Raw genomic sequence first — 25,595 nt, 5'->3', positions numbered from 1 at the left:
CACCTCCTCGTCATCGGCCGATCCCGTGCCCACCCGGCCGCCTGGGCCGGGTGGGTCGGCGGTCAGTCCCTCTCGGCGAACGGCAGGACGCGGGCCTCCGACGCCGCGTCGGACGTGCGCGTCACCGTGACCGTGACCTCGCCGGCCGGGACGTCCGCCACCCGGGTCGCGAACGACTGGTAGGCGTTCTTCCCGGGGGCGACGTCCACGAAGGTCCGGCTGCCATAGGGCGTGGTCACCACGACGTCGACGGGGACGTCCTCGTCGTTCGTCACCCGGACCGTGACGTAGTCCCTCCCGGCCATCGCGCGCACGCTCACGTCCGCCGTGAACGCCACGTCGACGCCGTCCGCCTCCACGAGCGACGCGACGGCGAGCGCGAGCGAGCGCGCCGGGGCGTCCACCTGGTTCTGCGTGGACGGGGCGGTCGTGGCGCGAGCCCAGGCGAGGGCCCGCTCGACGTCCGCCCACGACCCGACCGTGTACGCGGCCTCGTCGAGGGCCTCGGCCTCCGCCACGACCGCATCCAGCGCGGTCGTGTCCGCCCCGCCGTCCGCGTCGAGCGTGTCGCTGAGCAGGAAGTGGTCGAAGTCCACGTGCCCGCCGGTCTGCTCCTTCGCGTAGCTGAACAGCCCGTACCGGTAGCCCATGAAGTGCGACAGGCTCCAGTCCATGGCGAGCGGCCCCTGCCGCGCGCCCAGCGGCTGCCAGCTCTGCCCGTCGAGGCTGTAGGAGTACTGCACCCACAGCTGGCCGTTCGGCGAGGCGAAGTCCGCGTCCGCCTTGAGGTGCACGTCCGTGTCCGCGCCGAGCAGGACCTGCGAGCCCGGGACGAACGACTCGACCGCGTCGCGGTCGATCGTGTCCGTGAAGGGCTGCAGCCGCGTCACGAGGCCGAGCGTGCGCTCGCCGCCCGTCTGCTGGATCCCCGCGTACGCGAAGCTGCGCCCGTACACGGCGAGGCCGGCGACGTCGCCGTCGAGCATGCCGGACACGTCGAGCCGCGTCTCCGCCGACCCCTGCGGGCCGAACGTGCGCTGCCCGAGCGTGTTGCGCGCCTCCTCGAGGTACGTCAGGTCACGTCCCGGAGCCTTCGTGTACTCCGCGTCCCCGGTGACCACGTGCCCGTTGGTCAGTCGCAACCACCCCTCGCGCTCGGTGAGCGACCAGTACCGGTTGTCCGGCGCGTGGTTCCACTGCCAGGCGAGGTCCAGGTCGGAGCCGTTGTAGGAGACCTCCTCGGCGGTGGGCAGCTCGACCTCGGGCGTCTGCCCGACGACCGAGACGTCGTCCAGCAGGTACTCCACGGTGGAGGACGCGGGCTGCGGGTTCGCCCACGGGGTCTCGACCGCGAGCTTGAAGGTGCTGACGTCCGTGCCGCTCGGGACCGTGTACGTGCCCGAGACCGTCGTCCACTCCCCGGGCGTCGCGTTCGCCCACGCGAGCGTCGTGACGCCGCCGCCCCAGTCGCCGACGAGGTTGAACCGCACCGGGTCCGGGCCGTCGGCGTACCTCACGCGCGCCGAGACGTCGTAGGTGACGCCGGCCTGGATCTTCCCGCCGAGCTGCTGGTGGGGCCCTGAGCCGTTGAGCGTGCGGTCGCTCACGCGCAGCGCCGCGGTGCCCGACGCCGCGTCGCTCGTGACGCGGGCCACGCTCGCCCCGAACTGGGCGCCCCAGGGCGCCGTCGTCGCGTCCTCGAAGCCGGGATTGTCCACGAGCTCGACGCCGAGCAGCGAGTCGTCGTACTGCGGCCCGTCCGGGATCTCCCAGACCGTGTCGCTGAACGACTTGTGCTCGGCGTCGTTCGCGAAGTCGTCGGACGCCACGATGCTCTTGAGCCGTTCGCGGCGCTCCTCAGCGGGGCTGAGATCGATCGGCTTGTCGAACGTGTCGCCGACGCGCACGACGCCGTCGTCGCCGAACGTCGGCCAGCCGTCCTCCCACGTGGCCGGGATGAGAGCGGGGATGCGCCCGAGCGGGTACGTGTCCCGGAAGAACATTCCCCACCACTCGTACCCGCCGTCGCCGTCGGGCACCTCGACGAGGCCGCCCTGGGCGAACCCGTCCGAGTTCAGCGCGCTGCGCGCCTCGTACGGGTTGGAGCCGTCCTCGGTCTGGTAACGGCCCAGCAGGTGCGGGGAGCGGAAGAGCACCTCCTGGCGGTTCTGACCGCTCGGCCACGTGATGATCGCGACGTAGTACTCACCGTCGATGTAGTGGACCTGAGCACCCTCGAAGAGCCCGCCGATGAAGGGTTCGCCCGCGTAGTCCGAGGCGCGGAAGATGTTCGGGAAGTCCTCCTCGATCGCGGTGAGGTCGTCGTTCAGCCGGACCGCGCTGGTCGCGCCGGACCCGTAGAAGATGTACGGCGTCCCACCGTCCGCGTCGTCGAAGAACAGCGACGGGTCGTGCAGCCCGCGCCCGAGCGGCGTGCGCTCCCACGCGCCGTCCTCGACGTCGTCCGTGCGGAAGAGGAACGAGCCTCCGAGGTCGTTGGTGTTGAACACGACGTAGAACGTGCCGTCGTGATAGCGCAGGGACGACGCCCACTGGCCGTTGCCGTAGCCGTTCTGCCCGTTGCGCAGCGACGACACGTCGCCCGTGCCGAGGCGGTCGTAGACATAGCTGACGATCTCCCAGCTCACGAGGTCGTACGACTTCATGATCGGGGCGCCCGGCGCCAGGTGCATCGTCGTGCTGATCATGTAGTAGACGTCGCGGCCCTCGTCGTTCTCTGCCGCGGGGACGCGCGCGACGCTGATATCCGGCACGTCGCTGTTCAGGAGCGGGACGTCGTAGGTCCCGTCCCCGTTGTCGGTCGTGGTCAGTCCCGTGATCGTCGATCCCGGGTCGTCCACGGCGCTCGCTGCCCCTGACGTGACCGATCCGAGCGCGAGCGCGCCCGCGATCGCGATCGCCCTGGCGTGCCTCCGGTCGTGCCATCGTGCTGTCATCACGTTCCTCCTCCTTGAGGACTTGTGCCGGATATCGATGCCGACCTGACGAAGAGCGGCCGCTCGCCTTCGAAGGAGAGCCCCCGGTCCCTTTCTCGGCTTCAGCAGGTGCGGGCGTCGAACGCGACGTCGTACGACGTCGTGACCTCAGCCGGCCCGTCCGTGCCGTCGAGCACGGCGGCGCCCGTCACCGTGACCTCGCCGGCGGCGAGCGTCGACGCGCGCACCGCGAACGACTGGTACGCCGCCTTGCCGGGTGCGACGTCGGTGAACGACCTCGACCCGTACGGCGTCGTGACGGTCACGTCCGCGGGGACGTCGACCGCGTTCGTCGCACGGACCGCCACGTAGGCCTTGCCCGCCATGCAGCGCGGCGAGACCTCGACGTCCAGCACGACCTCCGGTTCCGGCACGACCTCGCCCGGCACGATCTCGACCGTGTACGTCGTCGCGGTCTCGTGGTCCTGCGCGACGCCGACCACCTCGACCGTGCGGGCGGTCCCGTCCTCCGGCAGCCCGACGACGCGGCCCTGGGTGTCGTCGATCAGCACCCCGTCGACGCGGACGAGCCCGCTCGGGACGTGCGGGTCGGCGTCGAGGACGACGCTCGTCGTGCCCTCGGGCACGGTGAGGGTGTAGTCCGTCGTCGCAGGGTCGAACGCGGGGGTGAGCGTCCCGGTGTCGAACGCCAGCGCGGACAGCCCGGGCGTCGCGTCGTACGACGCCGCGCGGTCGAGGCGCAGCCCGAAGACGCCGCCCGCCCAGCCGCCCGTGGCCTGGAACCGCACCGTCACGACAGGGATCCGCTCGCCGTCGTCGTCCAGCACGTACTCCCCCGCGCTGTCGACCTTCCAGCGCGTGTCGTCCCCGACCTCCAGGTACTTCGCGGGGAGCTCGGTGGAGTCGACGTAGAAGCCGTCCTCGTCCTTGCTCGGGGCGTCGGCGAGGGTCGTGACGGTCTTGAGCCTCTCGTCGTTCACGTACACGTCGAACGTGCGACCCGCGTCACCGGTGTAGAGCGTCACACCGAGGTGGTTCGTCTCGGACGACGGGTCGACCATGAGGTCGTAGCTGAACCACCCGGTGCCGTTCGCGTGCCGGAACTGACGGCCGTTGAACGCGCCGACCGAGGACCCGTTCTGCTTGAGGTTCTTCGCGTTCTCGAAGTTGTTGTTGTCGAAGCTGGTGAGCTCGTCGACCGTGCGGTCGGCGTCGCGCAGCTCCTGCTTCGACCGCAGGATCCGCTCCTGCGACGCAGCGGAGTCCGGCTCGTCGAGGTTCAGGTACAGGCCGTAGGTGACGTCCCAGTTGGTGTGGTGGGGCGTGAAGACCAGGCCCGCGCCGTCCGCGGTGTTGCGGAGCCGGAGCTGCACGCGCCCGTCGGCATCGTCCTCGACGCGCACGAGGTTCTCGGTGATGCGTTCCTTCCACTCGTCCGCGCCCATGTTCGCCGCGGTGATGGTGGTCTGCGCGTCCTCGTCGCGCGTCGAGGACCGCACGAGGATGCCGGTGCCCTGCGACGCCGGCTCCGGGATCTCGCCCAGGTCGGCCGACAGCACGACCGGGCCGTAGCGGAACGCGACGAAGTACGGGTTGTCCGGGGTGTCGACGACGGACACCGCCATCGGCATCGTGTACCGGATCTCGTCGCCCGCGGCGACCGGCACCACGACGTACCCGCGCGACACCGCGGGCTCGACCGCGGTCCCGTTCACCTCGAGCGACACGTCGCCCGCGGCCCACGACGGCACGCGCAGGCGCAGCGTCGCGTCCTGCGCGACCGCGCCGCCGTCGAGCGCCGCGACGTGGAACGTCACGGTGTCGTCGTTCGGCAGGTTCGCCTCCTGCTCGACGCGCAGGTTCTGCTCCGCGTGCTCGAACGTCGAGGAGAAGAACATGTTGACCCACACCGATCCCTGACCCGTGTAGTAGATCGAGTCGCCCAGCTTGGAGAAGTTCTCCATGCCCGTCCCGGTGCAGCACCAGAACTCGGTGAACGGCAGGTTGAACACCTTGTGGTAGCCCGAGCCCATGGGGTTGAAGTAGGTCGTCGTGCCCGTCTCCGGGTTCTGCGAGGAGAGGATCGTGTTGATGAACGCGTTCTCGTAGTAGTCCGCGTACCGCACGTCCTTGCTCAGCTTGAACAGCTCGCGCGACAGCTTGAGCATGTTGTACTCGTTGCAGGTCTCGGCCGTCTCGGCGTTGCGCGCGGCTCCCTGCTCGTCGGCGTGCTCGTGCAGCGAGCCGGGCTCGTGGAAGTGCTCCGCCTGGCTGTTCGCGCCGGTCACGTACGTGTGGTCGTCCACGACGATGTCGAAGAAGTTCTCCGCCGCCGCCAGGTACATCGGCAGCTCGTCCTTCTCGGCCTGCGTGAGGAGCGCGTAGTGCTCCGGGTTCTGCGTGAAGACGCGGTAGCGCTTGAGCGCCCCGAGGAGCTTCGGGATCTGCGTGTTGGCGTGCTTGCCCGGCAGGACGTCCTGGCCGGCTGCGAGCTGACGGAAGAACGTCACCTCGTCGAACGCCTCGGCCGCTTCCTTGATGCGCACGTCGCCCGTGAGGTCGAACAGCTCGTACAGCGCCTCGTTCATGCCGCCGTACTCGGTGCGCAGCATGACGCTCGTGTCGTCCAGCTGCGAGACGCGCCCCTGCACGTACAGGCCGAAGTCGGTCGCGACCGCGAGCGCCTCGTCACCGACCGGCCCGTCGACGTACTCGGCGACGTCGAGCAGGCCTGCGAGCACCTTGTGCAGGTTGTACCAGGGCACGATGACGTTCTCGTCGGACGTCCCGGTGCCCTGCACCTGGTCGAGGATCGACTCGCGGAACGCGGACACGTAGCCCGCCGATCCCGGGTGGGCCGTCGCGTACGCGTCCTGCACGCGCGACAGCCCGCTCACGGCCTCCTCGATCTCCGTGAAGTGCGCGTCCTTCGTCGCCTGGTCCGGCGTGGAGGAGTACGACATCGCGAGCGCCGACATGTAGTGCCCGAACGCGTGCCCGCGGAAGTTGACCGCGTTGCTGCGCTCCCAGCCGGCGTAGCCCGTCGCGGTCGTCGGCGTCAGGCCGCCGACCTTGTAGAACTCGTAGAGGAACTTCTCGGAGTCCAGGCTCAGGAGGTACTCGTGCTCCTTGCCCGCGGCGTTGGTGAGGAAGTCGTCCGAGAGGAGCACCGAGGGCAGCGTGGTGTCCTCGAGCGGGGTCTCGTCCACGAGCGCGGGCACGAGGACGTCGAAGGTGCGGGTCACCGGGTCACCGTCGAGGTAGCGGACGCGGGCGGTGAGGGTGACGTGTGCGTCGTCCTCACCGAGGGCGGGGCGGGTGACGGTACCGTCGGCGCCGACCACGTCGGGGTCGGACGTCTGCCACGTGACCGCCGAGCCGCGCGACCCGGTGGTGGGCAGCACGAGCGCGACGGTCGCACGCTCGGGCAGGGACAGGCCGTCGGCGTCGTCCCGGGCGACCGCGTCGCGGTCGATCTCGCGGCCCGACTCCTCGTAGAGCCCGACGACGTCGGCCAGCCCCGCGACGTCGTCGTACACGCGGTACTCGTCGAGCGCCGCCCGGAGGTAGCCGCCGTTGTACTGCGGGCCGTTGAAGCCGATGGTCTTGGGCAGTGCCGGATCGGAACCGAGCACGCCGGTCGCGTCGCCGCCGGTCGCGTTGGCCACCGTGGACGGCACCTTCTCGCCGTTGCGGTAGAACGCGACGTCCTTCGTGGTGTGGTCGTAGGTGACGACGACGTGCGTCCACTCGTCCGCGGGGAAGAACGACGCGCGGTCCGAGCTCGCGACCCGCACCTTGTACGGCTGACCCGACGCAGGACCGATCGAGATGGCGAGCGGCACCGTGTCGGACTCCGACGACACGTACCAGCCGTCCGAGTTGTAGGCCCCCTTGTTCCACGTGACGAGGTGCTCGCCGGAGAGCCTGCCGCTCGGCTGCATCCAGAACGCGAGCGTGAGGTCCTCGGGCTGGAGCGCGGTCGAGGTCCCGAGGTCGAGGTAGGTGTTCCCGGTCAGGCGGAGCGCCTCGGTGCCCGCGGTGACGCCGTCGACGTACTCGTACCCCGTCGGCGCGGACCCGGCGTGCCCGCGCAGGGTGACCGGGTGGGCGAGCGGGCCGGCGTCGGTGACGTCGCGCTCGAACGACAGGTCGAGCACCGGGTCGCCGAGCGCGTCGGCCGCGAAGGCCGACGGCGCCCAGGTGGTCAGGGCCAGGGCGGTGGCCGCGGCGACGGCCGCGAACCTCGCTGCCCGGCCGGTGTGGGCGCGCGTCGCGCCCGCGGACGTGGAGTGCATCATTGCTCCTCGAGTCGTGCGCCCCACCTCCTACGTCGTGGGACGGCGGTACTACTTCGGCTACGTCGTGGGACAGCGGCACTACTTCGGCGGACTGCGGTACTACTTCGGCGGACTGCGGTACTACTTCGGCATGGGACTCGTGGCCCGTCGGACCGGCCAGGAGGATCCCGCGAGGTAGGGCCCGGGTCCGCGAGGTAGAGCCCCGGTCATGACCAGGGCTCTACCTCGCGGCCTGCGGTTCTCCCTTGCGGGGTGGGTCAGCCGCAGTCGAGCGCGTCGTACGCGACGTCGTACGGCGTGGTGACGTGCTCGCCGTCGAGGTCGCCCGCGCCCGTCACGGTGACGGAGCCGGCCGGGACGGACGTCGCGCGCACCGCGAACGACTGGTACGCGTTCTTGCCGGCAGCCACGTCGGCGAACGTCCTCGCTCCGAACGGCGTCGCGAGCTCGACGTCAACCGGGACGTCCTCGCCGTTCACCGCGCGGACCGCGACGTACGCCTTGCCCGCCAGGCACCGCGGCTGCGCCGTGACCTCGAGGGTCACGTCGGCGCCCGGAGCCGCCGACTCGTGCAGCCGGACGAACGTGATCGAGCTCGCGGGGAACTCGTACGAGAAGTCCTCACCGATGCCGGTCAGCGTCCGCTCGACCGGGACGACCCGCTCGGGGTCGGCCTTGGTGTTGGTGTCCGACGGCGCACCCACCATCTCGGTGACGGTGGCGGTGTCGTCGATGGTGCCCGCGGCGCCCTCGACGTGCACCTGCGTGCGCGCCGCGGTCGCGGTCGGGTTGACGACCTTGACGACCACGTCGCCCGTGTCGTCGTCACGCGTGACGACCTGGTAGAGAGACTTCTTGGCCGGCTGCGCGTACGACATCTGCAGCTCCCCGTCGAGGTAGAGCTCGATGGTCGAACCCTCCACCACGACCTTCACATGGTACGGCTGGCCGGACTCGATGCTGCTGTTCTCGACCGCCGTCACCTCGTTCGCGCTGCCCCCGTCAGCCCGCTGGAGGGCCTGGCGCGTGTTGTTCCACCCGCCGAGGTTCCACCAGTAGTAGTCGTTCGCGGCGCCGGCGGCGAAGCCGACGAGGAAGCCCTCGGACCCGGACGTCTTGCGGGCGTCCAGCTCGAGCGTGTAGCTCGACCAGTCCTTCGCGTACGCACCCTCGATGATCGAGCGCGCGTCGGTGACGTCCGTCGCGGACTGCACGTACGCGCCGTCCTGCGCGGCCCACGTGCCGGACTGCGGCTGCCACTGGTCCGCGCCGTCCTCGAAGTCGTCCTCGAAGAGCACGTCGCCGCTCGCGTTGTCCGTCACGCGCACGTTGTCGTACTGCGCGGCGGTGCTCCACGTCGACAGGAAGACCCCGCCGTCCACCGTGGCACCCTCCGCCGGCGGGCCGGTGTGCGTGCTCGGGACGACCTGGTCGCCGACGTTGGCCGAGAACATCTGCTGCACGTAGTAGTTCACCGAGCCCCACGACTCGTCGTTGTCGAACCAGATCGCGTCGGGCGACCACTGGACGTACGACTCGTTGGCGAGCAGCGGCGCGTAGGACGCGAGCTCCACGACGTCGGAGTTGCGCTCGAGGCCCGTCATGAACGACGCCTCGGCGAGCGCGTTGGCGAACGTGTTGCCGCGCGACGCGTACTCCCCGAGGAACACGTGCGGTCCCTCGCGGTCGTAGGAGTCGTAGCGCTCGTCGTTCTCGAGGAACCACGACGGGTCGTTGTAGTAGTGCTCGTCGACCATGTCGACGCCCTGCTCGCGGTTGAACTCCCAGAGCTCGTCGAAGCGCGCGCCCGTGTCGTCCGGGCCGGAGTTCGAGATGATCTCGATGTCCGGGTAGGCCGCCTCGATCGCGTCGCGGAACTGCGGGAAGTTGGCCTCGAACGTGTGCGTGTTCTCCTCGTTGCCGAGCCCGATGTACTTCATGCCGAACGGCTCGGGGTGACCGAGCTCGGCGCGCACGGCGCCCCACTCGGTCGTGACGTCGCCGTTGGCGAACTCGATCAGGTCGACCGTGTCGTCGACCCAGCGCTGGATCTGCACGGGGTCCGTCATCTCGGGGATGGTGCTGCCGCACCCGTTGGCCCCGACGGACACGACGGGCAGCGCGGTCGCGCCCATGTCCTCGGCGAACTCGAAGTACTCGAGGTAGCCGATGCCGTACGACTGGTTGTAGCCCCAGAAGTTCCAGTTGGTCGCACGCTCCTCGACCGGCCCGATGGTCTCCTTCCACTGGTACGTGCGCTGCCGGTCGGTGTAGCCCGACTCCTCGTAGGAGTCGAACGTGCCGACGTTCGTCACGCAGCCACCCGGGAAGCGCAGGAACTTCGGGTTCAGCGCCTCGATCTTCTCGGCCAGGTCCTTGCGCAGCGGGCTCTTGCCGTTGACCGCGCCCTCCCAGGTGTCCTGGGGGAACAGCGAGACCATGTCGAGGTTCACGGTGCCGGCCGCACCAGCGAGCACGGCGAGCCGCCCCGCGGTGGTGGTCCCGGTCGCGTCGAGGGTGACCTCGTACTTCTTCCATGCGTCGGACCCGTCGACGGCGACCTCACCGGTCGCGTACGCCGTCGTGCCTGCCGCGTCCTCGACGCGGACGGTCAGCGTCTGCGCCGTCGCGGAGCGCGCCCACACCGAGAAGTCGTACGACTCGCCCTCCTCGACGAACTGGCCCGTGTTGTACCCGGCGTTGCGCACACCCGCACCTGCGCCCGTGGTGGTCAGGTTCAGGTAGTTGCGGTTGGTCGCGTTGAGGCGGCCGGCGTCGTTCACGACCTGGGTCGTCGCGGTCGCGCCGCCCCGGTTCGCGGCGCTCCACGCCGTGAGGCCGTTGAACGACCCGTTGTCCTGGTTGTCGAACTCGAACGACCGGTTGCGCACGAGCTCGGCGTACAGCCCACCGTCCGCGGCGTAGTTGATGTCCTCGTAGAAGATACCGTAGAGCTCGTCGCTCATCTCGGTGCGCTCGCCAGCGAGGTCGACCGTGATCTCGTGGTCGGCGCTCGAGGTCGCCGTGACCGTCAGCGCCGTCGCGGAGTCGCGCGGCCCGAGGACGAGCGCGCCGTCGTCGGCGCGCACGCCGACGTACAGCCCTGGATCGGCCGCGCTGCGCAGCCAGACCTTCCCGCCGCCGGCGTCGGTGATCCGCATCTCCTCGCCCGGCGCGCCGGGCTCGCCCAGCGCGAGCCGATCGTCCTGCACGACGACGGGCCCGCCGTCGGTCCCGAGCGTGACCGGGCGCGTGCCCTCCGCGGGGTCCTCGACCTCGGTCGCGGTGAGCGCGACGGTGCTCGACGGACGCTCGTCGTCGAGGGCGAGACCGTCCTCGGTGGCGACCAGGTACCGGGAGGTGCCGGGGCCGGTCACCGTGAAGGTCCCGTCGGGCACCTGGTCCGCACCCTCGGCGGCATCGAGCGCGACGTAGTCGAACGCGGCCGTGTGGGTCGTGCCGTCCTGTGCGGCCAGGGCGTACACGCCGACCTGCGTGATCGGGAAGTCGACCGTGACGGTACCGGCCTCGGTCCAGGCGTCGTCGTCCCAGTAGGACGTGACCACGACGTCACCCGTGCGCTGCATGCGCAGCGTCTCGGCGGCCGAGCCCGGGCGGTCGGCGAAGGAGTAGGCGCTGAACGACCCGTCGGACTCGATGTCGTTCTCGATGGCTCGACCGGACGGCGCGAGGTCCCCGACGAAGGTCAGGCCCGAGCGCACGTAGTTGTCGATGTCCTGCCACGCGATGAGGCCGGCGCCCTGGAAGGTCTTCGAGACGGGGGCGTCGACGTGGGTGACGAGCGTGAAGTCCCCGTCGGGGACGTCCAGCATCACGATGTTCTTCGCGGTGTTGGTGTCCTGGTACGTGTCGCCGGTCTGGGACGTCAGGGTGAGCGAGCCGTCGGCCACGGAGAGCGCCTCGGGTGCCGGGTTGACCACGGTCCAGTCGGGGCCGAGCCCGACCCCGTCGAACGGGTCGGTCCATGCGCCGTCAGGCACGTCGGGCTCGGCGGCGACCGCGGACGTGGGCACGCCCACCGCGAGCGCGCCCGCGACGCCGACCGTGAAGGCGAGCAGCCCGGCGGTCGCGGGCCGCGACCCGCGCCAGGGCCCGCTGCGGGGCAGGGGGGTGATGAGACGTTGCATGGAATGACCTCTCCTCGTCGAGAGCACGGCGCGCACGTATGTGAGCGCTAACAAGCATGCATGGGGAAACTCTAGTGTGAACGTTCACACGGGGCAAGGGATGACGCACGCGGCACGCGGCGCCCGGCAACCGTCGGACGAGCTGCCGGACCATGGTGCGTGTGCGGCGCCCCGGTTCGTCGGACGTGACCGACGGACCGGGGCGCCGGGTTCATCGTCGCCGGACGACCAGCACGCGCTGCAGGATCACGAAGACCAGCAGCAGGCCGCCGATGACGATCTTGGTCCACCACGAGCTGAGCGTGCCCTCGAACGTGATGATCGTCTGGATCAGGCCCAGGACGAGCACGCCGAGGACGGACCCGAGGACGAACCCGGTACCGCCCGTGAGGATCGTGCCACCGATGACGACCGCGGCGATGGCGTCGAGCTCCATCCCCACGCCGGTCAGCGAGTAGCCCGATCGCGAGAACATGGCGAACAGGAGTCCGCCGATGCCGGCGCACGTGCCGCTGACGACGTAGACGAGAACCTTGGTCCGCGCCACGGGGAGACCCATGAGCATCGCGGACTGCTCGCCGCCGCCGATGGCGTAGACGGTCCGGCCGAACTGCGTGTAGTGCAGCATGTAGAAGGCGATCGCCACGACCACGAGGGCGATCACGACGCTCGTGGTGATGCGCCACTCCTCGCCGAACTGCTGCTTCCAGCTCGCGATCGACACGAACGTGTCGTCGTTGATCGGGATCGACTGCAGGCTGATCACGTAGCACAGGCCGCGCGCGAGGAACATCGCCGCCAAGGTGGCGATGAACGGTTGGATCTCGAACACGTGGACCATGATCCCGACCACCAGCCCGATCACCGTGCCGATGAGCACCACGAGGGGGATCACCACGGCGGCCGGCCACCCGGACTGCAGCAGCGAGGCCGCACTGATCCCGGACAGGGCGACCACGGACCCGACCGACAGGTCGATCCCACCTGTCAGGATCACGAACGTCATGCCGACGGCGAGCACGATGAGGAACGAGTTGTTGATGAACAGGTTCGAGATGACCCGGCCCGAGAGGAAGTTCTCGTACCGCGAGCCCCCGATGATCAGCATCAGAGCGAGCACCACGAGCGTCCCGATGACCGGCAGATAGCGTCGGTCCACGCGGATGCGCGACGCGAAGCGCACCGGCATGCCCGCGGACATGCCGCCCGCGGTACGGGGCTTGTTGCCCGGCTCGCGCGGCGAGGTGGGTGTGGGTGTCTTGACGGTGGACATCAGGCTGCCACCTCCGCTGCCTGGGACGTGCGTGCTGCACGCCGGCGTCTGGCGGCCACGGCGTCGCGGATCTTCGGCGACTGCGCGAGGCAGACCGCGATCACGACGATGGCCTTGAACAAGGGGGTGACCGAGGGCGAGATGCCGAGCATCGTCACGGTCACGGTCAGGGTCTGGATGATGAGGACGCCCACGAGCGTGCCGGCCAACGAGAACTTGCCGCCCGAGAGCGACGTCCCGCCGATCACGACCGCGAGGATCGCGTCCAGCTCGATGAACAGGCCCGCGTTGTTGGCGTCGGCCGCCATGACGTTCGAGCTGATGATCAGGCCGCCGAGACCGGCGAACAGGCCGCAGACCGCGTAGACCGTCCAGATGATGCTGCGTGACTTCACGCCGGCGAGCCGGCTGGCCTCGGGGTTGATGCCGACGGACTCGATGAGCATGCCGAGCGCGGTACGTCGCGTCAGGAACGCGACGAGGGCGAACACGCCTCCGGCGACGAACACCGCGACCGGCAGCCCGAGCCAGAAGCCCGAGCCGAGGGTCTTGAACGGTGCGCTGTTGACGGTCGTGATCTGCCCGCCCGTGATGAGCATCGCGACGCCCCGGCCTGCGGTCATGAGGACGAGGGTCGCGATGATCGGCTGGATACCGACCACCGACACGAGGAACCCGTTCCAGACGCCGAGCACGAGCGACAGCGCGAGGGCGATACCGATCGCCACCAGGACCGTGGTCACGCTGCTCGGGTCCGAGGACGAGGCGATGAAGCTCAGCGCCACCGCCCCCGAGATCGCGACGACCGCACCGACCGACAGGTCGATGCCGCGGGTCGCGATGACGAGCGTCATGCCGAGCGCGATGAGCAGCAGGGGCGACCCGCCGCGCAGCAGGTTGATCAGGGCGCCGAAGAGGTGCCCGTCCTGGAGCCGCAGCGACAGGAACCCGGGGTTGGCGATGGTGTTGGCCACGAAGAGCGCGACGAGCGCGACGACCGGCCAGAACAGCCGGTGCTGGGTCACGCGCTGCCACGTGGGTGTGGCTGGGGCAGCCGTACTCATGAGTCGGTCCCTCCGCTCGCGATGAGCTCGACGACGTTCTCGACGGTGACGTCGTCGCTGTTGGTGATCTCCGCGACCTTGACCCGGTCACGCATGACGGCGATGCGGTGGCTCAGGCGCAGGACCTCGTCGAGCTCGGCCGAGATGAACAGCACGGACATGCCCTGGCTCGCGAGCTGTGCGACGAGCTTCTGGATCTCCGCCTTGGCGCCCACGTCGATGCCGCGGGTCGGCTCGTCGAGGATGAGGAGCTCGGGGGCGGTGGCGAGCCAGCGTGCGAGCAGCACCTTCTGCTGGTTGCCGCCGGACAGGTTGCGCAGGAGCGCGTCCGGGTTGTTCGGCCGGATCGAGAGCGCCGTCATGTACTTCTCGACGATCTCGTCGACCTGGCGACGCGGCATCCGCCGCGCCCAGCCCCGGTCGGCCTGCAGGCCGAGGACGATGTTCTCGCGGATGGTGAGGTCGCCGACGACGCCCTCGGCCTTGCGGTGCTCGGACGAGAACGCGATGTTGCGCTGCATCGCCGCGCGCGGTGTGCGCAGCCGCGCGAGCCTGCCGCTCACCGTCGTCTGCCCCGAGTCCGCGCGGTCCGCGCCGGCGAGCAGGCGGGCCATCTCGGTGCGGCCCGACCCGAGCAGACCGGCGAGACCGACGACCTCGCCCGGATAGATGTCGAGGTCGAAGGGCTGGATCGAGCCCTTGCGTCCGAGGCCGACGGCCTGGATGAACGGCTCCTCGCCCGAGCGGTCGTGCGCGATCCGCTCGGTGGTCTGCTCGAGCTCGGACAGCTCGTCGAGCGAGGCGCCGATCATCTTCGAGACGAGCTCGAGCCGCGGCAGCTCGTCGGTCCGGTACTCCCCCACGAGCCGACCGTTGCGCAGCACGGTCATCCGGTCGGAGATCGCGTAGACCTGCTCGAGGAAGTGCGACACGAAGAGGATGGCGACGCCGTCGTCCTTCAGTCGGCGCATCACCTCGAAGAGCTGCGCGACCTCGTCGGCGTCGAGGCTCGACGTGGGCTCGTCGAGGATGAGCACCTTGCAGTCGATGACGAGGGCGCGGCAGATCGCGACCAGCTGCTGGATCGCGAGCGAGTGGGACGCGAGCGACGACGCGGGGTCGATGTCCAGGTTGAGGCGCGCGAGCATCTCGCCCGCACGACGTCGCGTGGCGCGCCAGTTGATCGCGCCCCCACGGCGTGGCTCGTGGCCGAGCATGATGTTCTCCGCCACGGAGAGGTTCTCGCAGAGGTTGACCTCCTGGTACACCGTGGAGACGCCGGCCTGCTGCGCGGCACCCGGGCCGGAGAACGTGTGCGGCGAACCGTCGACGACGATGGTGCCCGAGTCGATCGAGTAGACCCCGGTGAGGGCCTTGATCATCGTCGACTTGCCGGCGCCGTTCTCGCCCATCAGGGCGTGGATCTCTCCGGGGCGGAGGGTGAGGTCGACGCCGTCGAGCGCCTTGACGCCGGGGAACTCGATGGAGATCCCGGACATCTCGACGACGGGTCGCCCCTCGGGGACGGGGGTGCTCATGGGTGACCTTCCGAGCTGCGGTGCTGCGGTGGCTCCGGGAGTCTACGCCTGGGTCGTCGGCTCCGGATTCCTGCTGGTGGTGTCAGTCGACCGCGCGCCGGGGACCTGAAGTCTCCCGGCGCGCGGTCCGCTCGTGGTGGCGGGGCCTGTCGGCCCCGCCACGGGCGCGGTGCTGAGCGTGCGGCTCAGTACTCGCGCGTCGGCAGCGCCTCGACGGCCTGCTCCTGCGTGAAGGACTGGTCCTCGACGACGATGCGCTTCTCGACCTCCTCGCCGGCGACGACCTTCTTGGCGATCTCGGCGAGGTCCGGGCCGAGCAGCGGGTTGCACTCGACGATGAAGTTGATCTTGCCGTCGGCGAGCGCCTGCATGCCGTCCTTGACCGCGTCGACGGTGACGATCTTGATGTCCTCGCCCGGGACGAGACCGGCGGCCTCGATGGCCTCGATCGCGCCGAGACCCATGTCGTCGTTGTGCGCGTAGACGAGGTCGATGTCGTCGTGCGCCTGGAGGAAGCCCTCCATGACGGTCTTGCCCTCGGACCGGGTGAAGTTACCGGTCTGCGAGTCGATGATGGTCACGTTCGGGTTGTCCGACGTGGCCTCCTCGAAGCCGGCCTTGCGGTCGATCGCGGGGGCGGCGCCCGTCGTGCCCTGGAGCTCGACGACGTTGATGGGCTCGGTCGCGAGGTTCTCGCTGACCCACTCGCCGGCGGTCTCGCCCTCGAGCACGAAGTCCGAGCCGATGAACGACTCGTAGAGCGACTCGTCCTCGGAGTCCACGGCGCGGTCGGTGAGGATGACGGGGATCCCGGCGTCCTTCGCCTCCTCGAGCACGGCGTCCCAGCCGGACTCGACCACGGGGGAGAACGCGATGACGTCCACGCCCTGGGCGATGTAGGAGCGGATCGCCTGGATCTGGTTCTCCTGCTTCTGCTGCGCGTCGGAGAAGCTGAGGTCGAACCCGTTCTCCGCGGTCAGCGTGTCCTGGATGGACTTGGTGTTCGCCGCGCGCCAGCCGGACTCGGCGCCGACCTGCGAGAAACCGATGCTGATGACGTCGTCGCCGCCGCCGTTGCCGCCCGCGTCAGCCGTGTCGTCGTCGCTGCCGCCACCGCTGCTGCAAGCCGCCAGGGCGAACACTGCCGCGCCTGCGAGAACACCGGTCAGGCGCGTGCGCGCCTTCTTCGTGCTGAACATGCTCTCCTCCTTGAGATGCGGACCGGCGTTGTGCCGGTGCCGCTCGGTCGACCGCTCCCAGCGTCGGGGGCTGTTGACTCTTGTTGGTACGTGTTCGGATATGTCAATGTCTAGCGCTGTACTGCCGTCCACCGCAAGCCCTGATGGCCTTCGGCGCATAACCGTTCGGTAACTTCCACCGCCTGTCAGCGAGGGTAACCGCGCGATCGAGCGCTTCCGGGCCATGTGAGCGATCACATCGTCCAGGACGATGTTAGCGCTCACACTCGGGAAACTGAAGTCGCTCCCGGTCACGGTTGCATCACGACCACCGTGGCCAGGGGCGGGGGTGCCCACCGCCCGCCGGTATCGGTACCGCCCAGGGCTCCTGCAGCGCGGGGCGCGAGCTGCGCAGGCAGGGGAACCCGGTCATCGTCGCTCGCGCCATGGTTGACTCTCAGGGTCGCCGCCGAGGACCGGCGCACGCCGGTCGTCGGGCGACCGACCCGCCGACCCGATCATGGAGCACCTCCCGATGCCCGACCACCAGCCCGTACCGCGCCCCCGGGTCACGCTGCACACCGACTTCCGGGTCGGTCCGGTCGACCGCCGCCTGTTCGGCTCGTTCGTCGAGCACCTCGGCCGCGCCGTCTACACGGGCATCTACGAGCCGGGGCACGCCACGGCGGACGAGCACGGGTTCCGTCGCGACGTCGCCGACCTCACGCGCGAGCTCGGTGCGACGGTGCTGCGCTACCCCGGCGGCAACTTCGTATCGAACTACCGCTGGGAGGACGGCGTCGGTCCGGTGTCCGAGCGCAAGCCCTTCCTCGACCTCGCCTGGCGGACCGTCGAGCCGAACCTCGTCGGCACCGACGAGTTCTTGCAGTGGGCCGAGCGCGAGGGCTTCGAGCCGATGCTGGCCGTCAACCTCGGCACACGCGGCGTCGAGGCCGCGGCGGCGCTCGTCGAGTACTGCAACGGCGAGGCCGGGACCCGCTGGGCCGACCTGCGCATCGCCCACGGCCGCGCCGAGCCGTACGGCGTGCACCTGTGGTGCCTGGGCAACGAGATGGACGGTCCCTGGCAGATCGGCCACAAGGACGCGCACGAGTACGGCAGGCTCGCGGCCGAGGCCGGCAAGGCGATGAAGCTCGTCGACCCGACCGTCTCGCTCGTCGTGTGCGGGTCGTCGTCGATGCAGATGAACACCTTCGGCGAGTGGGAGCAGACGGTCCTGTCGTACACGTACGACCTCGTCGACCACATCTCCATGCACGCCTACTACGAGGAGCTCGACGGGGACCGCGCGTCGTTCCTCGGCTCGGGCACCGCGATGGACCGCTTCATCGACCGTGTCGTCGCGTCCGCCGACGCCGTGGGCGCGCGCCGCCGCTCGGACAAGAAGATCACCATCAGCTTCGACGAGTGGAACGTCTGGTACCTCGAGTCCCGGTTCCCCGGCGAGACGAACCTGCCGGTCCAGCGCGACGCCCCGCGCATCATCGAGGACGTCTACTCGGCGCTCGACGCCGTCGTCGTGGGCGACCTGCTCGTCACCCTCCTCAACCACGCCGACCGCGTCCCCGTCGCTGCGCTCGCCCAGCTCGTCAACGTCATCGCGCCGATCATGACCGAGCCCGGCGGCGAGGCGTGGCGCCAGCCGACCTTCCACCCGTTCGCGACGACGGCACGCCTGGCGCGCGGCGAGGCGCTCGACGTGCGCGTGGACTCCCCCACGACCACGACGACGCGCCACGGCGAGGTCCCGCTCGTCACCGCCGCGGCGACGCACGACCCGGAGACCGGGGCGCTCGCGCTGTTCCTCACCAACCGGTCCGCCGAGCCCGTCGAGGTCGACGTCGAGCACCTCGGCCTGGGCGTCGAGCTCACGGAGGGCTGGCGCATGGTCGCCGACCACGAGGCCGCCGTCGAGGGCCCCGCGCACGCGCGCAAGGTCGTCGGGTCGTGCTGGTCCGCCGTGGACCTGGGCGCCGACGTCACCGTCGTCACGTCCGGAGGCACCGGTCGCACCCGGACGACCGTCGCGCTCGCGCCCGAGTCCTGGACCGCGCTGGCAGGGACGGCCACGACCGACCGACCCGCCACCGCACCCCCGAACACCTTCCGAGAGCCTGGCAGGATCCCCTCCGAGACGTGAGCTGCCGCCCCTGATCCGGACGGATCGGGGGCGGCAGCTGCCGTCTCGGCGGCGAGAATGCTGGGCGGGCGGGTCTCAGAGGCCCTGGGCCAGCCGGTAGTAGACCTGGTTCCAGCGCACCTGGTCGCGGAACCCGCGGCGCGTGGTGTCCTCGTCGATGACGAGCAGCTCGGTGCCCGCGATGTCGGCGAAGACCTCGAACGCCTCGATGCCCGCCGCGGTCGACATGACGGTGTGGTGCGCGCCGCCCGCGGTCAGCCACGACTCGGCGGACGTCGCGAAGTCGGGGCGCGGCTCCCACACGGCGCGGGCCACCGGGAGGTGCGGCAGCGGGGCCGACGGCGCCACGACGTCGACCACGTTGGCCGTGAGCCGGAACCGGTCGCGCATGTCGGCGAGCGACACGACGACGCCGACGCCCGGGTCGGCGTCGAACACCATGCGGACCGGGTCCTCCTTGCCGCCGATGCCGAGCGGGTGGATCTCCACGCGCGGCGTCGACGTGGTCAGCGACGGGCAGATCTCGAGCATGTGCGCGCCGAGGATGCGCTCGCTGCCGGGCGTGAGGTCGTAGGTGTAGTCCTCCATGAGCGACGCGCCGCCGGGCAGCCCCTCGCCCATGACCTTCGCGGCGCGCACGAGCACGGCCGTCTTCCAGTCGCCCTCGGCCCCGAACCCGTAGCCCTTGGACATGAGGCGCTGGACCGCGATGCCGGGGAGCTGGCGCAGGTCGCCGAGGTCCTCGAAGTTGGTCGTGAAGGCCTTGGCGCCCACGGACTCGAGGAAGGTCTCGAGCGCGATCTCCTGGCGGGCGGCGTAGCGCAGCGACTCGTGCCGGTCGCCGTCCTTGCGCAGCTCGGGCACGACGTCGTAGACCGCCTCGTACTCCGCGACGAGCGCGTCGACGTCGGCGTCCGAGACGGCGTCGACCGCCGCGACGAGGTCGTTGACGCCCCAGGTGTTCACGCTCACCCCGAACCGCAGCTCGGCCTCGGTCTTGTCGCCCTCCGTCACGGCGACGTTGCGCATGTTGTCGCCGAACCGTGCCAGCCGCAGCTCGTGCGTCGCGGCCCAGCCGGCGGCGCCGCGCACCCAGGAGCCCACGCGCGCGGTCACGGCCGGGTTCGACACGTGCCCCGCGACCGTCGTGCGCGCGACCCCGAGGCGCGTCGCGATGTACGCGTACTCGCGGTCGCCGTGCGCGGCCTGGTTGAGGTTCATGAAGTCCATGTCGATCGAGTCCCAGGGGAGCTCGACGTTCGCCTGCGTGTGCAGGTGCAGCAGCGGCTTGCGCAGCAGGTCCAGGCCGGTGATCCACATCTTGGCGGGGCTGAACGTGTGCATCCACGTCACGACGCCGAGCACGCGGTCGTCCGCGTTCGCGTCGAGCATCGCGCGACGGATCGAGGCGGAGTCCTTGAGGACGGGCTTCCAGACGACGTTCGCGGGGACGTCGGACGACGCGTCGAGGGCGCGCGCGACCTCCTGGGACTGCTCGGCGACCTGCTGGAGGGTCTCGGTGCCGTAGAGGTCCTGGCTGCCGGTGAGGAACCAGATCTCGCGGTCCGCGTAGGGCTTGCTCATGGGTTCACATCTCTCGTGTCGTGGCCGGGACCGCGTCGGCGCGGCTCGTCCGTGGTGCTGTCGTGTGGTGCTGTGCGGGTGGTGCGGGTACGGCTCAGCGAGCGGGCTGCTGGCCGTAGACGTTCTGGTAGCGCGCGTAGAGCGAGTCGACGTCGGCCTGCGGGATGCGTGTCGGCTCGCCGAGCTGGCGACTGATGTGCACGGTCCGCGCGACCTCCTCGCACATCACCGCGGCCTTGACCGCGGCGCGCGCGTCCTTGCCGATCGTGAACGGGCCGTGGTTGCGCATGAGGACCGCAGGGCTGCGCGAGTCCCGCAGCGTCTCGACGATGCCGCGACCGATCGAGTCGTCGCCGATGAGGGCGAACGGCCCGACGGGGACGTCGCCGCCGAACTCGTCGGCCATCATCGTCAGGACGCACGGCACCGGCTCCCCGCGCGCGGCCCACGCCGTCGCGTAGGTGGAGTGCGTGTGCACGACGCCGCCCACCTCGGGCATGTGCCGGTACACGTACGCGTGCGCGGCCGTGTCCGACGACGGTGCCCGCTCACCCTCGACGAGGTGCGCGTCGAGGTCGCACACGACCATCGCGTCCGGTGTGATGTCGTCGTACGAGACGCCCGACGGCTTGATGACGAGCAGGTCGCGCGAGCCCTCCGGCTCGCCGTCGCCGACCGGCACGCGCACCCGCTCGGACACGTTGCCGGCGGTCCACACGACCAGCTCCCAGCGCGGCAGCTCGGCGTGCAGCGCGGCGACGCGCTCCTTGGCGGCGTCGACCGCGGCGCGCAGCGCCTCGGGGACGCCCGACGCCGCGGACCCGGTCCCGTCGCTCGGCGCGGTCCCGCTCGGGGTGATGGTGCTCATCGGTCCTTCTCCTCAGGTCTCACGTGTCCGGGTACGGGTCCGGCGGGTCTACAGCGCCGTCACGGCGGCGCGCTCGACCGCGAGGCCGGCGTCGTACCGCTCCAGATAGGCCGCGAAGCCGGCGACGTCCTCGGCGTCCGGGGCGACCGTGTCGAGCTCGGCGGTCGCGAAGACCTGCTCGCCCAGGAACGTGGCGAGGTCGAGACCGGGCTGGCTCTCCCGGGCCCGGGAGAACGACCCGAGCAGCGCGATGCCCCACGCTCCGCCCTCGCCCGCGGTCCGCCCGACCGTGACCGGCGCGTCGATCGCCGCCGCGAGGAAGCGCTGCGCGACACCCTCGGTGCGGAAGAGCCCGCCGTGCGCGAACATCGCGTCGAGCCCGACGTTCTCTCCGGCGAGCACGCGCATGCCGAGCGCGAGGGTGCCGAACACGCCGTAGATCTGCGTGCGCGCGAAGTTGGCGAGGGTGAACCGGCTGCCGGGCGTGCGGACGACCAGGGGCCGGCCCTCGTCGAGGCCCGTGATGGGCTCGCCCGCGAGGTAGTTGTACGCCAGCAGCCCACCGCCGTCGGCATCGCCGTCGAGCGCCGCGCGGAACAGCGCAGCGAAGACGTCGTCCCGCCCGGCCTCGCTGCCGAGCGCGGTCGCGAGCTCGCCGAGGACGCCCGCCCATGCGCCCAGCTCGCTCGCACCGTTGTTGCAGTGCACCATCGCGACCAGGTCGCCGGCCGGGGTCGTGACGAGATCGAGCTCGTGGTGCACGCTCGCCAGCGGCTGCTCGAGGACGACCATCGCGAAGATGCTCGTGCCCGCGCTCACGTTCCCGGTGCGCGGGGCGACCGAGTGCGTCGCCACCATCCCCGTACCGGCGTCGCCCTCGGGTGGGCAGAGCAGCACACCGGGCAGGAGCGTGCCCGTCGGGTCGAGGAGCGCGGCGCCGTCGGGCGTGAGGCGACCGGCGTCCTGGCCCGCGACGAGGACCTCGGGGAGCAGCTCCTCGAGCTTCGGGACGGCGCGCCGGGTCGCGGCGCGCTCGTCGAACGCGTCGAGCAGGCGCCGGTCGTAGCCGCGTGTCGCCGGGTCGACGGGGAACATGCCCGACGCGTCGCCCACGCCGAGCACCGAGCGGCCCGTCAGGCGACGGTGGACGTACCCGGCGAGCGTCGTCAGCGAGGCGACCTCCGGGACGTGCGCCTCGTCGTCGAGCACCGCCTGGTACCAGTGCGCGACGGACCAGCGCAGCGGGATGTTGTAGCCGAAGAGCTCGGAGAGCTCGGCCGCGGCCGGGCCGGTGCTCGTGTTGCGCCACGTGCGGAACGGCACGAGCAGCCCGTCGGCCGCGTCGAACGCGAGGTACCCGTGCATCATCGCGGACACGCCGATCGCGCCGTAGGTGGTCGGTCGCACGCCGTACCGCTGCTCGACGTCGGCCACCAGTCCCGCGTAGCTCTCGGCGAGGCCCGCGTGCACCGCGTCGAGCGAGTACGTCCACACGCCGTCGGCGTACTCGTTCTCCCACTCGTGGCTGCCCTCGGCGATCGGGGAGCCGTCCGGTCCCACCAGGCACGCCTTGATCCGGGTGGATCCGAGCTCGATGCCGAGCGAGGTCTCCCCTGCGACGACCGCGGCCCGTAGCCCGTCGGCTTCCTGCTGCACCATTGCTGAATCTCCTCGTCGCGACGTCGCGCTCGGTCGTGGACTGTCCGCTTGAATGTTAGCGCTCACACACGGTCGGGGCCAACACCGCTCGCCGCGGTCGTCCCGCGGACCGCCGCTCAGCCGCGCGGACTGGTCGTGCTCTCCCGGACGACGAGCTCCGGCGCGATCGACACCGGCCGTACCGCGTGCCCCTGGAACGCGTCGACCATCATCGCCATGCAGCGCCGTCCCAGCGTCCCGAACGGCTGGCGCACCGTGGTCAGCGGCGGGATGAAGTGCCCCGAGCCGGCGACGTCGTCGAACCCGACGACCGACACGTCGTCGGGCACCCGGACCCCGGACTCCCAGAACGCCCGCAGCAGGCCCAGGGCGAGCTGGTCGTTCCCCGCGAAGATCGCGGTGGGTCCTGCGCCCGAGCGCACGGCGGTCGCCAGGTCCAGCCCCACGGCATACCCGCGGTCGGAGGACCAGTCGCCCCGGATCGGGTCCGGGACCCGCGCACCCCGCTGCTCCAGGGCGCCGCGCCAGCCGGTCTCGCGCTCACGCGCGTCGAACCAGTCGATCGGGCCGCACAGGTGCTCGACGGTCGCGTGCCCCAGGCCCAGCAGGTGCTCCGTGGCCAGCCTCGCCCCGAGGCGCTGGTCGACCGCGACCGGCAGCACCCTGCCGGCACCCGGCACCTGCGGCTGCTCGGAGCCCTCGCCCGGGTGGTCGCGCGCGGCGATCAGGATCACCGGCACCGGTGCGCGGAACGAGTCCACCGCCGCGGCGACGTCCGAGTGCGGCGCGATGACGACGATCCCCTCGACGCCCTGGTCCATGAAGTGCTCGAGCACGCGGTGCATGGTGTCGCCGTCGTACCGGCGGATCGTCGCGACGCTCACGAAGTACCCCTGCTCGCGCGCGGCCTCCTCGACCGCGATGAGGGTCGACGTCGGCCCGTACAGCGCCGAGCCCGTCGTGACCACCCCGATCGTCCCCGACCGCATGGTCACCAGCGCGCGCGCCGCGCTGTTGCGCCGGTAGCCGAGGGTCGCGATCGCGTCGAGCACCCGCGCACGCGTCTCGTCGCGCACGCTCGGGTGCTCGTTGAGCACGCGGGAGACCGTCTGGTGCGAGACGCCGGCGAGGCGCGCGACGTCGGCCATGGCCGGCGGCCTGGTGCGCGGGGAGGACCCGGTGGGTGCGGCGCTCACCGGCCCGTCCCCTCGTGCCCCGTGCCCTCGGAACCGGCCCGCCCCGGCGGGACGTCGAGCGTCGCCGCGAGCTCGACGGAGCGGTCGCGCGCCGCCTCGAGCGCATCGAGGAACGCCGCGCGCACCCCGCCGGCGTCCAGCCGGCGCAGGGCCGCGACCGTGGTCCCGCCCGGTGACGACACGCGTTCGCGCAGGACGGCGGGGTGCTCGCCCGTCTCGCGCAGCATCGTCGCCGCGCCCTGGACCGTCGCCGTCGCGAGCTCGAGCGCAGTGGCCCGCGTGAGTCCCAGCAGCACCCCCGCCTCCGCGAGCGCGTCGATCACGTAGAACGTGTAGGCGGGACCGGAGCCGGACAGCGCGGCGACCGCGTCCTGGTCCTTCTCGGCGACCCGGACCACCAGCCCGGCGGGCGCCAGCATGGCCTCCACGAGCGCGAGGTCCCGCTCGTGGGTGCCGCTCCCCCCGCTCACCGCGCTCACGCCCGCCCCCACCACGGACGGGGTGTTCGGCATGACGCGCACGACGGACGAGCCCGCGGGCAGCCGCCGCTCGAAGAACGTCGTCGCGAGCCCCACCACGACGCTGACGACCACCGTCCCCGCGGCGAGCGCGTCGTGGATCTCGTCGAGGAGCGCCCCCACGTCCTTGGGCTTGACCGCGACGACGACGACGCCCGCCCCGGTCACCGCGGCCACGTTGTCCTGGCTCACGTCCACACCGTGGCGCTCGGCGAGCTCGCGCCCGCGCTCCGGGCGACGGACCGTCGCGACCACGTCGTCCGGGGCCCAGCCCGCGCCCAGGGCAGCGGTGAGGACGGTCTCGCCCATCACGCCCGTGCCGAGGACGGCGAGGCGGGGCAGGAGCTGCCGAGCAGGTGTGTCGGTCATGGGTCCTCTGGGTCCTCGCGGTCAAGATGGATGCTGCCCGGTCCCCCGCATTGTGTCCTACGGGGCGTCCGCGGTCACAGGGGGTATGCGGAGTAGACGTCCTCGACGACGTCGTCCGGTCCCGTCGCCTGCAGCACCGCGGTCCCGTTGGACCACGTGACCGTGGACGTCCCGTCGTCGCCCGGGCTCAGCACCCAGGTGCCCGCGACCTCGCCCTCGACCGTGACCTCGCCCTGGTCCCCACCGGTGCCGGCGGCCTCGACGAGCGCCTGCGCCGCCACCTGGGCCTCGGCCTCGGACGCGTACTGCCCCGCGGTCACGGTGACGACGACCGCGTCGTCGCCGGGGCCGTCCGCGTACCGCAACGCGTAGGCCTCGATCGCGCCCGCCGTCGTCCACTCCTCCTGCTCCGCCTCCTCGGTCAGGGCGAACCCGAGGACGGTCGACGGGAGGGCCTCGGCGAACGGGGTCTGCGCCGTGCGCGGCACCGGTTCGATCGTCGGCGTCGGCGCCTCGGCGGTGACGGTCACGGTGGGCTCGGGCGCCTGGTCGGCCTCCGCGGTCGCGAACCCCGGCCACACGAGCGCGAGGAACAGCACGACGGCGGCGACGACCGCCAGCAGGAGGACCAGCGCGAGCAGCCGGCGCCGGCGGTAGACGGCGGGCGAGGCAGGGCGGCCGTGCCGGTTCTCGCTCGCACCGATCGCGTCGTCGTGACGCCGGGGGCGCGGCGGCGTCGCCGTCCCGCCCGGGGCACCACCCACCGGTCCGCTCATCTGCT

The 25,595-nt window shown here is 71.1% G+C and carries 15 protein-coding genes; 2 read left to right on the top strand and 13 right to left on the bottom strand.

What is annotated here, in order from left to right; all coding sequences use genetic code 11:
- Nucleotides 1-62 precede the first annotated feature (62 nt).
- Both IF651_RS10420 and IF651_RS10415 read right to left on the bottom strand, forming a co-directional pair.
- Entirely contained in the window at nucleotides 63-2,957 is a 2,895-nt protein-coding gene (locus tag IF651_RS10420; protein WP_191829047.1) for a beta-xylosidase family glycoside hydrolase, read from the bottom strand.
- A gap of 101 nt (nucleotides 2,958-3,058) precedes the next feature.
- Nucleotides 3,059-7,255, bottom strand: coding sequence for a beta-L-arabinofuranosidase domain-containing protein (locus IF651_RS10415; RefSeq protein ID WP_191829046.1), 4,197 nt, complete (start codon nucleotides 7,253-7,255; stop codon nucleotides 3,059-3,061).
- Between the two features lie 16 nt (nucleotides 7,256-7,271).
- On the opposite strand from IF651_RS10415, the gene IF651_RS10410 reads away from it, so the two are divergent.
- Nucleotides 7,272-7,436 (top strand): hypothetical protein, encoded by a 165-nt coding sequence (locus IF651_RS10410; protein WP_191829045.1) that lies wholly within the window; start codon nucleotides 7,272-7,274, stop codon nucleotides 7,434-7,436.
- A 79-nt stretch (nucleotides 7,437-7,515) separates the two neighbouring features.
- On the opposite strand, the gene IF651_RS10405 is transcribed toward IF651_RS10410, so the two are convergent.
- The 5 genes from IF651_RS10405 to IF651_RS10385 form a co-directional block, all read right to left on the bottom strand.
- A complete protein-coding gene (locus IF651_RS10405; protein ID WP_191829044.1) occupies nucleotides 7,516-11,406 on the bottom strand; it encodes an alpha-L-arabinofuranosidase C-terminal domain-containing protein in 3,891 nt (1,296 codons plus the stop codon).
- Nucleotides 11,407-11,617: 211 nt separating this feature from the next.
- Nucleotides 11,618-12,607, bottom strand: a complete 990-nt coding sequence (yjfF, locus tag IF651_RS10400) for a galactofuranose ABC transporter, permease protein YjfF (RefSeq protein WP_191829107.1) — start codon at nucleotides 12,605-12,607, stop codon at nucleotides 11,618-11,620.
- Nucleotides 12,608-12,678: 71 nt separating this feature from the next.
- Complete coding sequence (locus IF651_RS10395; protein WP_191829043.1) at nucleotides 12,679-13,743, bottom strand: ABC transporter permease; 1,065 nt, start codon at nucleotides 13,741-13,743, stop codon at nucleotides 12,679-12,681.
- Complete coding sequence (locus tag IF651_RS10390; RefSeq protein WP_191829042.1) at nucleotides 13,740-15,281, bottom strand: sugar ABC transporter ATP-binding protein; 1,542 nt, start codon at nucleotides 15,279-15,281, stop codon at nucleotides 13,740-13,742. Before IF651_RS10390 ends, IF651_RS10395 begins: the two co-directional genes overlap by 4 nt.
- A gap of 185 nt (nucleotides 15,282-15,466) precedes the next feature.
- Nucleotides 15,467-16,480: an ABC transporter substrate-binding protein gene (locus tag IF651_RS10385; RefSeq protein ID WP_191829041.1), complete on the bottom strand. Its 1,014-nt coding sequence runs from the start codon at nucleotides 16,478-16,480 to the stop codon at nucleotides 15,467-15,469.
- 514 nt (nucleotides 16,481-16,994) lie between these two features.
- Between IF651_RS10385 and arfA the strand changes: the two genes are divergently transcribed.
- Nucleotides 16,995-18,620: an arabinosylfuranosidase ArfA gene (arfA, locus tag IF651_RS10380; protein ID WP_191829040.1), complete on the top strand. Its 1,626-nt coding sequence runs from the start codon at nucleotides 16,995-16,997 to the stop codon at nucleotides 18,618-18,620.
- Nucleotides 18,621-18,695: 75 nt separating this feature from the next.
- Here the strand turns inward: arfA and araA are convergent, their stop codons facing one another.
- The 6 genes from araA to IF651_RS10350 form a co-directional block, all read right to left on the bottom strand.
- Nucleotides 18,696-20,204, bottom strand: coding sequence for an L-arabinose isomerase (araA, locus tag IF651_RS10375; RefSeq protein ID WP_191829039.1), 1,509 nt, complete (start codon nucleotides 20,202-20,204; stop codon nucleotides 18,696-18,698).
- Nucleotides 20,205-20,298: 94 nt separating this feature from the next.
- Nucleotides 20,299-21,072 carry an L-ribulose-5-phosphate 4-epimerase gene (locus IF651_RS10370; protein WP_191829038.1) on the bottom strand — a complete coding sequence of 258 codons (774 nt, stop codon included), beginning with the start codon at nucleotides 21,070-21,072 and terminating at the stop codon, nucleotides 20,299-20,301.
- A 48-nt stretch (nucleotides 21,073-21,120) separates the two neighbouring features.
- Complete coding sequence (locus tag IF651_RS10365) at nucleotides 21,121-22,731, bottom strand: xylulokinase (protein WP_191829037.1); 1,611 nt, start codon at nucleotides 22,729-22,731, stop codon at nucleotides 21,121-21,123.
- A gap of 116 nt (nucleotides 22,732-22,847) precedes the next feature.
- The gene (locus IF651_RS10360) at nucleotides 22,848-23,879 is read right to left on the bottom strand and encodes a LacI family DNA-binding transcriptional regulator (RefSeq protein WP_191829106.1); all 1,032 of its coding nucleotides are present in this window, start codon (nucleotides 23,877-23,879) and stop codon (nucleotides 22,848-22,850) included.
- Between the two features lie 44 nt (nucleotides 23,880-23,923).
- On the bottom strand, nucleotides 23,924-24,814 hold the full coding sequence (gene proC / locus IF651_RS10355) for a pyrroline-5-carboxylate reductase (protein ID WP_191829036.1): 891 nt from the start codon (nucleotides 24,812-24,814) through the stop codon (nucleotides 23,924-23,926).
- Nucleotides 24,815-24,888: 74 nt separating this feature from the next.
- Nucleotides 24,889-25,590: a hypothetical protein gene (locus IF651_RS10350; protein WP_191829035.1), complete on the bottom strand. Its 702-nt coding sequence runs from the start codon at nucleotides 25,588-25,590 to the stop codon at nucleotides 24,889-24,891.
- Nucleotides 25,591-25,595: the final 5 nt, after the last annotated feature.

The organism is Cellulosimicrobium arenosum, from assembly GCF_014837295.1.
GTDB classification, from domain to species: Bacteria; Actinomycetota; Actinomycetes; order Actinomycetales; family Cellulomonadaceae; genus Cellulosimicrobium; species Cellulosimicrobium arenosum.
The sequence above is the reverse complement of the archived record's forward strand: the minus strand, read 5'-3'. Positions and strand labels throughout refer to the sequence as shown.

What these genes read in the sequence shown, in the direction of transcription:
- IF651_RS10365 (WP_191829037.1), bottom strand. Translation starts at nt 22,731, where the DNA reads ATGGTGCAGCAGGAAGCCGACGGGCTACGGGCCGCGGTCGTCGCAGGG.
- IF651_RS10390 (WP_191829042.1), bottom strand. Translation starts at nt 15,281, where the DNA reads ATGAGCACCCCCGTCCCCGAGGGGCGACCCGTCGTCGAGATGTCCGGG.
- IF651_RS10415 (WP_191829046.1), bottom strand. Translation starts at nt 7,255, where the DNA reads ATGCACTCCACGTCCGCGGGCGCGACGCGCGCCCACACCGGCCGGGCA.
- proC (WP_191829036.1), bottom strand. Translation starts at nt 24,814, where the DNA reads ATGACCGACACACCTGCTCGGCAGCTCCTGCCCCGCCTCGCCGTCCTC.
- araA (WP_191829039.1), bottom strand. Translation starts at nt 20,204, where the DNA reads ATGAGCAAGCCCTACGCGGACCGCGAGATCTGGTTCCTCACCGGCAGC.
- IF651_RS10350 (WP_191829035.1), bottom strand. Translation starts at nt 25,590, where the DNA reads ATGAGCGGACCGGTGGGTGGTGCCCCGGGCGGGACGGCGACGCCGCCG.
- IF651_RS10420 (WP_191829047.1), bottom strand. Translation starts at nt 2,957, where the DNA reads ATGACAGCACGATGGCACGACCGGAGGCACGCCAGGGCGATCGCGATC.
- arfA (WP_191829040.1), top strand. Translation starts at nt 16,995, where the DNA reads ATGCCCGACCACCAGCCCGTACCGCGCCCCCGGGTCACGCTGCACACC.
- IF651_RS10405 (WP_191829044.1), bottom strand. Translation starts at nt 11,406, where the DNA reads ATGCAACGTCTCATCACCCCCCTGCCCCGCAGCGGGCCCTGGCGCGGG.
- IF651_RS10385 (WP_191829041.1), bottom strand. Translation starts at nt 16,480, where the DNA reads ATGTTCAGCACGAAGAAGGCGCGCACGCGCCTGACCGGTGTTCTCGCA.
- IF651_RS10395 (WP_191829043.1), bottom strand. Translation starts at nt 13,743, where the DNA reads ATGAGTACGGCTGCCCCAGCCACACCCACGTGGCAGCGCGTGACCCAG.
- yjfF (WP_191829107.1), bottom strand. Translation starts at nt 12,607, where the DNA reads ATGTCCGCGGGCATGCCGGTGCGCTTCGCGTCGCGCATCCGCGTGGAC.
- IF651_RS10360 (WP_191829106.1), bottom strand. Translation starts at nt 23,879, where the DNA reads ATGGCCGACGTCGCGCGCCTCGCCGGCGTCTCGCACCAGACGGTCTCC.
- IF651_RS10370 (WP_191829038.1), bottom strand. Translation starts at nt 21,072, where the DNA reads ATGAGCACCATCACCCCGAGCGGGACCGCGCCGAGCGACGGGACCGGG.